11 protein-coding genes are annotated in these 12,714 nt (G+C 60.8%); 8 read left to right on the top strand and 3 right to left on the bottom strand.

All coding sequences use genetic code 11. The features are described from left to right. Positions 1 to 9: 9 nt before the first annotated feature. From H097_RS13845 to H097_RS13875, 7 genes are all read left to right on the top strand, one after another. Positions 10 to 921, top strand: coding sequence for a sugar ABC transporter permease (locus H097_RS13845; RefSeq protein ID WP_032860390.1), 912 nt, complete (start codon positions 10 to 12; stop codon positions 919 to 921). A 10-nt stretch (positions 922 to 931) separates the two neighbouring features. Beyond that, positions 932 to 1,762, top strand: coding sequence for a carbohydrate ABC transporter permease (locus tag H097_RS13850; RefSeq protein WP_032860392.1), 831 nt, complete (start codon positions 932 to 934; stop codon positions 1,760 to 1,762). A gap of 28 nt (positions 1,763 to 1,790) precedes the next feature. After that, positions 1,791 to 2,894, top strand: a complete 1,104-nt coding sequence (gene ugpC, locus H097_RS13855; RefSeq protein WP_032860393.1) for a sn-glycerol-3-phosphate ABC transporter ATP-binding protein UgpC — start codon at positions 1,791 to 1,793, stop codon at positions 2,892 to 2,894. 17 nt (positions 2,895 to 2,911) lie between these two features. After that, complete coding sequence (locus H097_RS13860) at positions 2,912 to 4,393, top strand: mannitol dehydrogenase family protein (protein ID WP_032860394.1); 1,482 nt, start codon at positions 2,912 to 2,914, stop codon at positions 4,391 to 4,393. Positions 4,394 to 4,411: 18 nt separating this feature from the next. Next, positions 4,412 to 5,893: a xylulokinase gene (xylB, locus tag H097_RS13865; RefSeq protein ID WP_032860395.1), complete on the top strand. Its 1,482-nt coding sequence runs from the start codon at positions 4,412 to 4,414 to the stop codon at positions 5,891 to 5,893. 12 nt (positions 5,894 to 5,905) lie between these two features. Next, entirely contained in the window at positions 5,906 to 6,847 is a 942-nt protein-coding gene (locus H097_RS13870; protein WP_032860396.1) for a carbohydrate kinase, read from the top strand. Between the two features lie 138 nt (positions 6,848 to 6,985). Continuing rightward, entirely contained in the window at positions 6,986 to 9,640 is a 2,655-nt protein-coding gene (locus tag H097_RS13875; RefSeq protein WP_032860397.1) for an autotransporter outer membrane beta-barrel domain-containing protein, read from the top strand. Positions 9,641 to 9,646: 6 nt separating this feature from the next. On the opposite strand, the gene aqpZ is transcribed toward H097_RS13875, so the two are convergent. Further along, positions 9,647 to 10,333: an aquaporin Z gene (aqpZ, locus tag H097_RS13880; protein ID WP_032860398.1), complete on the bottom strand. Its 687-nt coding sequence runs from the start codon at positions 10,331 to 10,333 to the stop codon at positions 9,647 to 9,649. 165 nt (positions 10,334 to 10,498) lie between these two features. Beyond that, positions 10,499 to 10,756: a DUF1652 domain-containing protein gene (locus H097_RS13885; protein WP_032860400.1), complete on the bottom strand. Its 258-nt coding sequence runs from the start codon at positions 10,754 to 10,756 to the stop codon at positions 10,499 to 10,501. A gap of 198 nt (positions 10,757 to 10,954) precedes the next feature. Between H097_RS13885 and eco the strand changes: the two genes are divergently transcribed. Then, entirely contained in the window at positions 10,955 to 11,437 is a 483-nt protein-coding gene (eco, locus tag H097_RS13890) for a serine protease inhibitor ecotin (protein ID WP_032860402.1), read from the top strand. 151 nt (positions 11,438 to 11,588) lie between these two features. Here eco and ilvA read toward each other — a convergent pair whose 3' ends face one another. After that, positions 11,589 to 12,602, bottom strand: coding sequence for a threonine ammonia-lyase, biosynthetic (gene ilvA / locus H097_RS13895; protein ID WP_082445590.1), 1,014 nt, complete (start codon positions 12,600 to 12,602; stop codon positions 11,589 to 11,591). Positions 12,603 to 12,714: the final 112 nt, after the last annotated feature.

Genomic DNA, 12,714 nt, shown 5'->3' on the forward strand with positions numbered 1-12,714 from the left:
TCTGATCCTATGAATGTGCAAACCGCTGCTGCGGATAAACCGCGCAAAAACCGCCTGCTCAACCCAGGCTGGTTCCTCGTCAGCCCCTCGGTAGGCCTATTGCTACTGTGGATGATCGTGCCCCTGGGCATGACCCTGTACTTTTCACTGATCCGCTACAACCTGCTCTACCCTGGCGAAAACCAATTTGTGGGCCTGGAGAACTTCACTTACTTCATCACCGATTCGGGCTTCCTGCCTGGTGCCACCAATACCTTGTTGCTGGTGGGCAGCGTGCTGCTGATCAGCGTGGTGCTGGGGGTGTTGATCAGTGCCTTGTTGGAGGCCAGCGAGTTTTTCGGCCGTGGGCTGGTGCGGGTGCTGCTGATCTCGCCGTTCTTCATCATGCCCACCGTCGGTGCGCTGATCTGGAAGAACCTGATTTTCCACCCGGTGTCCGGTGTGCTGGCCGCCCTGTGGAAGCTGTTTGGCGCGCAGCCGGTGGACTGGCTGGCGCACTACCCGCTGCTGTCGATCATCATCATTGTGTCCTGGCAATGGCTGCCCTTCGCGATCCTGATCCTGATGACCGCCATGCAGTCCCTGGACCAAGAGCAGAAAGAAGCGGCGCGCCTGGACGGTGCCGGCCCGATTGCGATCTTCTGGCACTTGACCCTGCCGCACCTGGCACGGCCCATTGCCGTCGTGGTGATGATCGAGACCATCTTCCTGCTCTCGGTGTTCGCCGAAATCTTTACCACCACCAACGGCGGCCCCGGCTACGCCTCGACCAACCTTGCCTACCTGATCTACAACCAGGCGCTGGTGCAGTTCGATGTGGGCATGGCTTCGGCAGGCGGCTTGATTGCCGTGGTCATTGCCAATATCGCGGCGATCATCCTGGTGCGGATGCTCGGCAAAAACCTGACTGACAAGCCTTGAGGGCCGCGCCATGACACTTCAACAATCCCGCCGCCTGCAAAGCTTGTTGCTCGGCACTCTGGCCTGGGCCATCGCGATCGTGATTTTCTTCCCGATCTTCTGGATGGTGCTCACCAGTTTCAAGACCGAAATCGATGCGTTTGCCACGCCGCCGCAGTTCATTTTCACACCAACCCTTGAGAACTATCTGCACATCAACGAGCGCAGCAACTATTTCAGCTATGCCTGGAACTCGGTGCTGATTTCCTTCAGCGCGACCGCCTTGTGCCTGCTGATTGCGGTGCCTGCGGCCTACTCCATGGCGTTCTACGAAACCCAGCGCACCAAGGGCACGCTGCTGTGGATGCTGTCGACCAAAATGCTGCCACCGGTGGGGGTGCTGATGCCGATCTACCTGCTGGCAAAGAGCATGGGCCTGCTGGACACGCGCCTTGCGCTGATCATCATCTACACCCTGATCAACCTGCCGATTGTGGTGTGGATGGTTTACACCTACTTCAAGGACATTCCCAAGGACATCCTCGAAGCCGCACGCTTGGATGGCGCCACGCTGTGGCAGGAAATGGTCCGGGTATTGCTGCCCATCGCCAAGGGCGGCCTGGCCTCCACCGTGCTGCTGTCGCTGATCCTGTGCTGGAACGAGGCGTTCTGGTCACTGAACCTGACCTCGTCCAACGCCGCGCCATTGACCGCGCTGATTGCCTCCTACTCCAGCCCCGAAGGCTTGTTCTGGGCCAAATTGTCCGCCGTCTCGACCCTGGCCTGCGCACCGATCCTGATCTTTGGCTGGATCAGCCAGAAGCAACTGGTGCGCGGCCTGTCCTTTGGCGCTGTGAAATAACGACCCCTATAAAAAATGGAGGCCCATCATGGCCAACCTGAAAATCAAGAATTTGCAAAAAGGCTTCGAAGGTTTTTCCATCATCAAGGGCATCGACCTGGAAGTGAACGACAAGGAGTTCGTGGTCTTCGTCGGGCCGTCCGGGTGTGGCAAGTCCACCCTGTTGCGCCTGATTGCCGGCCTTGAGGAAGTCACTGAGGGCACCATCGAACTGGATGGCCGTGACATCACCGAAGTGACCCCGGCCAAGCGCGACCTGGCCATGGTGTTCCAGACCTACGCCCTGTACCCGCATATGAGCGTGCGCAAAAACATGTCGTTTGCCCTGGACCTGGCCGGCGTCGACAAACAGATTGTCGACAGCAAAGTCAGTGAAGCCGCCCGCATCCTTGAGCTGGGCCCGCTGCTGGAACGCAAGCCCAAGCAGTTGTCTGGCGGCCAGCGCCAACGCGTGGCCATTGGCCGGGCGATTGTGCGCAATCCGAAAATCTTCCTGTTCGATGAACCGCTGTCCAACCTCGACGCGGCGCTGCGCGTGCAAATGCGCCTGGAACTGGCGCGCCTGCATAAAGAACTGCAAGCGACGATGATTTACGTAACCCACGACCAAGTCGAAGCCATGACCCTGGCCGACAAAGTAGTAGTGCTCAACAGCGGCCGCATCGAACAGGTCGGCTCCCCCCTGGAGTTGTACCACCAGCCGGCCAACCTGTTTGTCGCGGGCTTCCTGGGAACGCCGAAAATGGGCTTTCTCAAAGGCCAGGTCACACGTGTCGATGGCCAGGGCTGCGACGTACAGCTGGATGCCGGCACCCTGATCAGCCTGCCGTTGAGCGGCGCCAGCTTGAGCGTGGGCAGTGCGGTAACCCTGGGCATCCGCCCCGAGCACCTGGAGCTCGCCGCGCCGGGCGATACCACCCTGACCGTCACCGCCGATGTGGGCGAACGCCTGGGCAGCGACACGTTCTGCCATGTGCTCACCAGCAGCGGCGAGCCGCTGACCCTGCGCATTCGTGGCGACATGGCCAGCCAATATGGCGAGACGCTGCAACTGCACCTGGACCCGGCGCACTGCCATCTGTTCGACACCGATGGTGTTGCCGTGGCTCGTCCACTGCGCGCTGCCGCCTGATCTCGCGAGAACTTTTGATGAAACTGAACAAGCAAAACCTCACGCAGCTCGCGCCGCAAGTCCGCCTGCCGGCCTACGCCATTGCTGATACACGCCAGGGCATCGCCCACATCGGCGTCGGTGGTTTTCATCGCGCACACCAGGCGTATTACACCGATGCCTTGATGAATACCGGCGAGGGCCTGGACTGGAGCATCTGCGGCATTGGCCTGCGCGCTGAGGACCGCAAGGCGCGGGATGACCTGGCTGGCCAGGACTATCTGTTTACCCTGTTTGAGCTGGGCGACACCGACGATACCGAAGTACGCGTGATCGGCGCCATCAGCGATATGCTGCTGGCCCAGGACGGTGCCCAGGCCCTGATCGACAAACTGGCCAGCCCAGAGATTCGTATCGTATCGCTGACCATCACCGAGGGCGGCTACTGCATCGACGACAGCAATGGCGAGTTCATGGCCCACCTGCCGCAGATCCAGCATGACCTGGCCCACCCCGACGCGCCCCAAACCGTGTTCGGTTTTATCTGCGCGGCCCTGACCCAACGCCGGGCTGCAGGTATTGCAGCCTTTACCGTGATGTCCTGCGATAACCTGCCCCATAACGGCGCCGTGACTCGCAAGGCACTGCTGGCCTTCGCGGCGCTGCACAATGCCGACCTGCATGACTGGATCAAGGAAAATGTGAGTTTCCCCAACGCCATGGTCGACCGCATTACGCCGATGACCAGCACTGCGCATCGTCTGCAACTGCATGATGAACACGGCATCGACGATGCCTGGCCGGTGGTGTGCGAGCCCTTTGTGCAATGGGTGCTGGAAGACAAGTTCGTCAACGGCCGCCCGGCGTGGGAACAGGTGGGGGTGCAGTTCACCGACGACGTCACGCCTTATGAAGAAATGAAGATTGGCCTGCTCAACGGCAGCCACCTGGCCCTGACCTACCTGGGCTTTCTCAAGGGCTATCGGTTTGTCCACGAGACCATGAACGACCCGCTGTTTGTCGCGTATATACGTGCTTATATGGACCTGGACGTGACGCCCAACCTCGCGCCCGTGCCGGGTATCGACCTGGGCGACTACAAACAGACCCTGGTAGACCGCTTCTCCAACCAGGCGATTGCCGATCAGTTGGAGCGCGTATGTTCCGATGGCTCATCGAAGTTTCCCAAGTTCACCGTACCGACCATCAACCGCTTGATCGCCGATGGCCGCGAAACTGAACGGGCAGCACTGGTGGTGGCGGCCTGGGCCTTGTATTTGCAAGGTGTGGATGAGAACGGCGTACGCTACCGGATCCCCGACCCTCGCGCGGACTTCTGCCGGGCGCTGGTGGCGGACGATGCGTTGATCAGCCAGCGGTTGCTGAGTGTTGAAGAGATTTTTGGTACGGCGATTCCCAATTCACCCGCGTTTGTGGCAGCGTTTGAACGGTGTTTTGCCAGTTTGCGTGACAAGGGTGTCGCAGAGACCCTGAAGCAGCTGCTTGCCAACCTTCACTGACACAACTTGGGCAAAATAATGATCCGACAATCTCTGTTCCTCGGCATCGACTGCGGTACCCAAGGCACCAAGGCCATTGTCCTCGACGCTGCCAGCGGCAAGGTCCTGGGCCTGGGGGCCGCTGCGCACACCCTGATCAGCGGTGCCAATGGCCGTCGCGAGCAGCACCCCCAGGAATGGCTCGATGCCTTTACCGAAGCCACCCACCGCGCCTTGCAACAGGCCGGTGTAGACGGCCAGGATATCCTCGGGATAGGCGTTTCCGGCCAGCAACATGGCCTCGTGCTGCTGGACGACAATGGTCAGGTACTGCGTCCGGCCAAACTGTGGTGCGACACCGAAACCAGCGCCGAAAACCAGCGATTGCTGCAGTACCTGGGCGGTGAAAGCGGTTCCCTGGAGCGTCTCGGTGTAGCGATTGCACCGGGTTACACCGTGTCCAAGCTGTTGTGGACCCTGGAGCAGCACCCGGATGTTTTCGCGCGTATTGCGCACATCCTGCTGCCCCACGACTACCTCAACTATTGGCTCACCGGCCGGGCCTGTGCCGAGTATGGCGATGCCTCGGGCACCGGTTATTTCAACGTGCGCACCCGGCAATGGGACTTGCCCTTGCTGCGGCATATCGATGCCAGCGGGCGCCTGGAGGCCGCGTTACCACCGCTGATCGAAGCCAATCAGGCGCTGGGCAGCATTCTGCCGGCCGTTGCCGAGCGCCTCGGTATCAACCCCAATGCCATCGTGTCCAGTGGCGGCGGCGACAATATGATGGGAGCCATTGGCACCGGCAATATCGCGCCGGGGGTAATTACCATGAGCCTGGGCTCATCGGGCACTGTCTATGCCTTCGCCGAGCAGCCGAATGTCAGCGTCCAGGCCTCGGTAGCGACGTTCTGTTCATCCAGTGGCGGTTGGCTGCCACTGATCTGCACCATGAACCTGACCAACGCCACCGGCGTTATCCGCGAGCTGTTCGAATTGGACTTGGTGGCGTTCAACGCCCTGGTGGCCCAGGCTCCGATCGGCGCCGAGGGCGTCAGCATGCTGCCGTTCCTCAATGGCGAGCGCGTGCCTGCCCTGCCCCACGCCACCGGCAGCCTACATGGCCTGACCATGACCAACCTGACCCGTGGCAACCTGTGCCGTGCGGTGGTCGAGGGCACCACTTTTGGCTTGCGCCAAGGCCTGGACCTGTTGCGCGAGACCGGCCTGCACAGCCAGAGTATCCGCCTGATCGGCGGTGGTTCAAAAAGCCCGGTGTGGCGGCAAATGGTCGCCGATATCATGGACACCGAAGTGGTCTGTACCGAACAAAGCGAAGCAGCGGCCCTGGGCGCGGCGATACAGGCGGCGTGGTGCCAGTCCGGCGAAAGCCTTGAGGCCTTGTGCGCACGTTGCGTCAGCGTCGACCCGGCAAGCCGCACCCAACCCGTCGCCGCCAGCGTCGCGGCTTATCAGCAGGCCTATGAGCGCTATCAACAGCACGTGGCAACCCTTTAAGAGTGAATAACTATGTATCTGGTGTGTGGCGAAGCGCTGTTTGATTTTTTCAGCGAAGAGGATGCCAGCGGACAGGCCTCCAAAGTCAATTTCAAGGCCATTGCCGGCGGCTCGCCGTTTAACGTCGCCGTCGGCTTGCGTCGCCTGGGGATCGACGCGGGCCTGTTCGCCGGTTTGTCCAGCGACTACCTGGGCCAGCGCCTGCGCCAGGTCCTCAGGGCCGAAGGTGTGCGCGACGATTACCTGGTCGAGTTTGCCGCACCGACCACCCTGGCGATGGTTGCCCTGGGGGCCAATGGATCACCGCAATACAGCTTCCGTGGCGAAGGCTGTGCGGATCGGCAATTGCAGATCGAGCATCTACCTGTTCTCGATGCGCAGGTACGAGGCCTGCATTTCGGCTCGTTTTCCCTGGTGGTGCAGCCGGTGGCCGACAGCCTGCTGACCCTCGTCCAGCGGGAAAGCGGCAAACGCCTGATCAGCCTCGATCCGAATGTACGCCTCAATCCCGAACCCAACATCGAGTTGTGGCGCCAGCGGGTTGCAGAGTTGGTGCAACATGCCGACCTGATCAAGGTCAGCGACGAAGACCTGCACCTGCTCTACCCCGGCCAGGCGCCGGAAAGCGTGCTGCAAGGCTGGTTACAGCACCGTTGCCAGTTGATTTTCCTTACCCGTGGCGGCGATGGTGCCAGCGTGTTCAGTCGCCAACATGGCAGTTGGTCGGCTCCCGCCGTCAAGGTGGTGATGGCCGACACAGTGGGCGCCGGCGATACCTTCCAGGCGGCCTTGATTGCCTGGTTGACCGAGCAGCAACTGGATTCGATCGAGGGTTTGCGCAGCCTTGCCAGGGATCAAATCGATGCAATGCTCAAGTTCGCCATTCGTGCGGCGGCGTTGACGTGTGGCAAGACCGGCCCGGACCTGCCCTATCGCCAGCAATTAAACGGATAACCCCCAGGCAGTTTCACTATGCCATCACTGCAGGCCACGGATTGCGTGGCTTTTAGCTGCTTCTAAATATTGCCAGTCGCCGCAAACTGTACTAGACCCTTACAACGTAGAATTTTCCTACAAAGACAGGGACGACCAATGGGCAATGACCGCTCCTGTATCAAACCCGCCGTTTTCGTGGCTGGCATCCTTTCACTGCAAACCCCGGCTCAGGCCGCTTGCGTCTTCACCCCGGGCCCTGGTGACGACAGCTATACCTGCGACAGCGGCACCTCTGCCGGTGGCCTGACCGACTTGTTCGGTAAAAACACCTTGAACTTGCCTGTAGGCGGTTCGGGCACCGTCAATGGCAGCGTGGTGTTTGGCGCGGGCGACGATGGGGTCGCGATCAATTCCGGGCGTATCGTCGGTTCGGTGACTCAGGGTGACGGTGCCGATCGCTTCCAGATCAGTGGCGGCACTGTCACCGGGACGGTCTCCCAAGGCAACGGCATCGACGACTTCGTGATGAGTGGCGGGCAGATCCAGGCCCTGGCCCAGGGCGATGGTCGGGATACGTTCAGCATGACGGGTGGCACCATCGTCGGCGCGTTTGAAGACGGCGATGTCGCCAATCAAACCGCCGGGACTATCGGCCGGGTAGATATGAAACTGGACAACAATATCTATGACATGTCCGGTGGTGCCATCCTTGGCAACCTGGTGACCGGCTTTGGTACTGACTGGATCCGCGTGACCGGTGGCAGTATTGGCGGCAACGTCAGCGTCAGCGGCGGCAATGACACCATTCTCGTCAGCGGCGGCGTAATCAATGGCGAGATACGCGCCAGCGTGGGCAACGACACCTTGGAATGGCGCACGGGTGGCCAGATCAAATCTGCCATCTTGATGGGCGACGGTGATGACACTGCGCTGCTGGCTGGCCTGGGTGCCAGCCAACTGGCGGCCACGCCTTCGATAGATGGCGGCCTGGGCAATGATCGATTGACCTTCGACAACACCACTTCGAGTAACGCCGGCCGCTATATCGGCTGGGAAACCTTCGACCTCAACAATGGCTCGCGCCTGGACCTGGCGGGGGATCTGTTCCTGGGCGATAGCGCCAGCGGCACCGGGGTGTTCTCCATCGACAACAGCAGCGTGCTGGCGGTGACCCAAGGCAGTATCCGGCCCTATACCGCCGGCCAACTGGCGACAGTCAATAACGCCGGGACCATCGATATGACCAGCGCCAGCAACAGCGCCACGGACTCGCTGACGGTGTACGGTAATTATGTCGGCAACAATGGCCAACTGTGGCTGCAAACAGTGCTGGGTGATGAGACCTCGGCCAGTGACAAGCTGGTGGTGTCCCAAGGTGCGATCAGCGGCAATACCCAACTGGCGGTGAGCAACCTTGGTGGCCTGGGTGGGCTGACCCGCAACAACGGGATTGAAGTGGTGCAGGCGCTTAACGGCGCAACCAGCACTACCGATGCGTTTGCCCTCAAAAGCGCGGTGTCTGCCGGGGCCTATGAGTATTTCCTGTTCAAAGGTGGCGTAACGGCCGGTTCAGAGAACAACTGGTACCTGCGCTCCTCCGTGGTCGCCGTCCAGCCGCCCGCCGTGCCAACGCCGCCGGTGGTACCACCGGTGATCGTTCCGGAACCACCGATCCCGGCCGTGCCGCCGGTGGTCGATCCTGACGAGCCACCGGTGGAACCGCCCACCGATCAGCCTGTGGCACCGGTCGAGCCTCCGGCTCCGCCACCGACCCAGATCCCGGCTGAGGTCTCGCCCACGCCTGCCGACACCACGCCACCCTTGCCCACCGCCGTGGCCGGCGCCGAGCCGATCCCGCTGTATCGCGTCGAGGTACCGGTGTACTCGGTGGTGGTGCCGGCGGCCCAACGCATGACCTTGCAAGCACTTGGCACCTTCCATGATCGCCAGGGCGAGCAAAGCCTGTTGGGCGAAACCGGTACGGTTCCTGCTGGCTGGGGCCGGGCCTATGGCAGTGACTTCCGGCAGAGTTGGTCGGGCACGGTGTCGCCGAGTTTCGACGGCAGCCTCAAGGGCTATCAGGTGGGCCATGACCTGTACGCCTCGGTAACCGATGGCGGGCAACTCCAGCGCCTGGGGCTGTTTATCGGTCAAAGCCGTTTGCAAGGCGATGTCAAAGGCTTTGCCTTGGGTTTTGAGGGCCAGCGTTCCGGGCAGGTCAAACTCACCGGCGACAACTATGGTGCTTACTGGACACTGACGGATCCAAAGGGCTGGTACGTGGACCTGGTAGCCATGGGCACGCGCCTGGACGGTGATAATAAATCCGAGCGCGGGATAAAAATGGATACCAAAGGCCATGCGCTGGCCTTGTCTGCCGAAGCGGGTTACCCGCTTGCCGTTTCCGCGAACTGGGTGGTGGAGCCGCAGGCCCAGGTGATCCACCAACAGATTGACTTGGACCGCCAGAACGACGGGATCTCCAGTGTGTCCTTCGACTCCCAGGATTACTGGACAGGACGCGTGGGTGCCCGCTTGAAAGGCCGCTACTTGCTGCAAGACACCCCTGTCGAACCTTATCTGCGGGTCAACGCCTGGCGCACCTTCGGCGGCAGCGACACGGTGACTTACGATGACGTTGACCGGATCAAAAGTGACCACAAATCGGCCTATGCTGATCTTGGCGTCGGCGTGGTCGCCAAACTGTCCACCAGCGTCAGCGTGTACGTGGCCGCCGACTACAGCACCCAACTGGACACCAACACACAGGAAGGTATCAGCGGCAATGCTGGCATCCGGATGAGTTGGTAGCCCGGGTCACGGCCGTTCCCGTATGGCCCTGGCTACCACGGCGCCGACAATGCCACCCGCCAGGGGCGCCAGCCAGAACAGCCAGAGCTGCATCAGGTAATCACTGCCGGCAAACAAAGCCGCCCCGGTGCTACGCGCCGGGTTGACCGAGGTGTTGGTCACGGGTATCGACACCAGGTGAATCAGGGTCAGCGTCAGACCGATGGCAATCGGTGCAAACCCCGGCGTCACTCCAGGCGCCGTGGTCCGCATGACGATGAACACCAGGAAGAACGTCGACACCGTTTCCACCACCACCGCAGCCAACAGGCTGTACTGCCCCGGGCTCAAGTGACCATAGCCATTGGCGGCGAACTCGCCTATTTCAAACCCCGGCCGGCCGCTGGCAACCAGCGCCAGTATCGCCGCTGCGACTGTCGCACCGGCTACCTGGGCGATGATGTAGGGCAGCACATCCAGCCCTGGCAGTCGCCCGCCCACCCAAAAGCCGACGGTCACCGCCGGGTTGAAATGTGCACCGCTGATGCTGCCCACCGCGTAAGACATGGTCAGCACACTCAAGCCAAACGCCAATGCCACACCGGCAAAACCGATCCCCAGACCGGGAAACGCCGCCGACAGGATGGCGCTGCCACAACCACCGAAGGTCAACCAGAAGGTACCGAGAAACTCTGCTGCGATTTTCTGTTGCACGCACTACCTCACCCACTGGCGACAGATGTGGGGAAACAGTAGCAAGGTGGAGTGAAAGAACCGTATCGGAATTATCTGAGGCTGGCAGTGGGCACGGAGATAATGCTGGGCCTGGGTTATCCGGGCCCGCAAACTGCCATGACACCGTCGCCTAGAGCGTGATGATCAGTAGAATCTCGCGCCGGCCCTGCGTGGGGCGGGTGCGTGGGCGTGCTTGAGATCTTCACGTAACTCCGTGATCAGGTTGCAGATGGCCCGACTACTGTCGAGCTTGTCGGCCTGGATGCCGGTGACGGTCAGGTCTGTACCGTCATCGTCGTAGACTTTGACCGTAAGCGACGCATCCTCGGCCTTGATGCATTCACAACGTTTAGGCAGAAAACTTCCTTCAATAATGCTGCGCAGTTCCAGTTCCGAAAGCATGGCGACCTCTCCTTCTTATCAATATTCACCTGCTGGCAAACGCCTTCAACCCACTAGCCTACTCCCCGGGCCGGAGCGCGTTGGATCCTTTTCTCATAAGCAGCGACGATGCCTATATAAGTTGTAGGGCAATTTGCAGCCTGGGCCGTAGGCTGGCATCGTGTTCGGGTTTTTCATCCTTCCAGACAAGGACGCCCCATGAACTTCCCTCTGCTCAATACCCTCTCCCTCCTTGGCCTCGCAGCCTGTTGTGCTCAGGCCAATGCGGCAAAACTTGAAGACATTGCACCTTACCCCAAGGCTGATGCCGGTTATGTGCGCCAAGTCATCCACCTGGCCGCACAGCCGCAGGAGCAGGACTTCAAGGTCGAGATCCTGGCCGGCAAGACCTTGACCGTCGACTGCAACCAACAACGCCTGGGCGGTGTGCTGGAAGAAAAGAACCTCGAAGGCTGGGGCTATCCGTTCTACCGGCTGGAGAAGGTCAGCGGCCCCATGAGCACGCTGATGGCCTGCCCCGATGGCAAGACCCGCGAGGACTTTGTGCCGGTGGTCGGTGACGGCTTTGTGCTGCGTTACAACAGCAAGCTGCCCATCGTTGTATATGTTCCAAAAGATGTCGAAGTGCGTTACCGCATCTGGTCGGCATCGGCCACCGTCGAGAAGGCCAGCGTGCAATAACGCAGCCAGTTAACGCCGCAGATCAAATGTGGGAGCTGGCTTGCCAGCGATGGTCGTTAACGATGACGTTGGCCATCTGACACCCCGAGGTGTTTTTGCTGGCGCCATCGTAGCCTCGCTAAAGCTCGACAACTCTCACATTCAATCTGTGCTATTGCGCCGCCACCCGTTCGGCAACGTGACGCAAACTGTCAAAGTTGATATTGGCCCCGGAGTTGATCGCCACCAGCGTCTGCCCCAGGGCCCCAGTACGTGCCACGTAGCGGCGGATCCCGGCAACTGCCAGCGCGCCTGATGGCTCGGTGATGGAACGGGTATCGTCGTAGATCAGCTTGATCGCACTGCACAGTTCATCGTTGCTGACGGTGATGACTTCATCAACATAGTGGCGGCAGATTTCAAAACCGTAGGCGCCGATCTGTGCGACAGCGGTGCCATCGGCGAAGCTGTCCACGCTGGGCAATACCACCCGCTCGCCCGCGCGCAGGGCTGCCAGCAGGCAACTGGAGCCTTCAGGCTCCACGCCAATGATGCGCACCTCTGGGCGCAAATACTTGATGTAGGCAGCGATCCCGGCGATCAACCCGCCACCCCCCACTGGCACAAAGATCACGTCCAGCGCACCTTGTTGCTGGCGCAGGATTTCCATCGCGACCGTGCCTTGGCCGGCGATCACATCCGGATCGTCGAACGGCGAAACAAAGGTAGCGCCCGACTGTTCGGCCAACTGCAACGCATGGGCCAAGGCAAACGGGAAACTGGCCCCATGCAGCACCGCGTCGGCGCCTCGCGAGCGCACGCCCAGCACTTTCAATTCGGGCGTGGTGCAAGGCATCACGATGGTCGCCTTGATCCCCAGTTCACGCGCCGCCAGTGCCACACCCTGGGCATGGTTGCCCGCCGACGCCGTGATCACCCCGCAGGCTTTTTGCGCGTCGGTGAGTTGCACCAGCTTGTTGTAGGCGCCGCGAATCTTGAAGGAAAACGTCGGCTGCAAGTCTTCGCGCTTAAGCAGGATCTGATTGCCGAGCAACGCCGATAGCGCAGGCGCGGGCTGTAAGGGAGTGCGCACGGCCAGGTCGTAGACCGGTGCGGCGAGGATTTTCTTTACGTAATGCTCAAGCAATCCATCGTCGGCGTTGGACTGCGGCAGTGGGCTACTCATGGGGGTCTCCTGACGTTTAGCAGAGCCCAGGAGACGGAAAAACAAAACCCGCCTCTAAGGCGGGTTTGGGTACAGCCGAGCGCTATCCCGCCAAATGAGGAATGGCGGTAAT

It is taken from the genome of Pseudomonas sp. FH4 (assembly GCF_000510915.2).
Lineage (GTDB): Bacteria > Pseudomonadota > Gammaproteobacteria > Pseudomonadales > Pseudomonadaceae > Aquipseudomonas > Aquipseudomonas brenneri.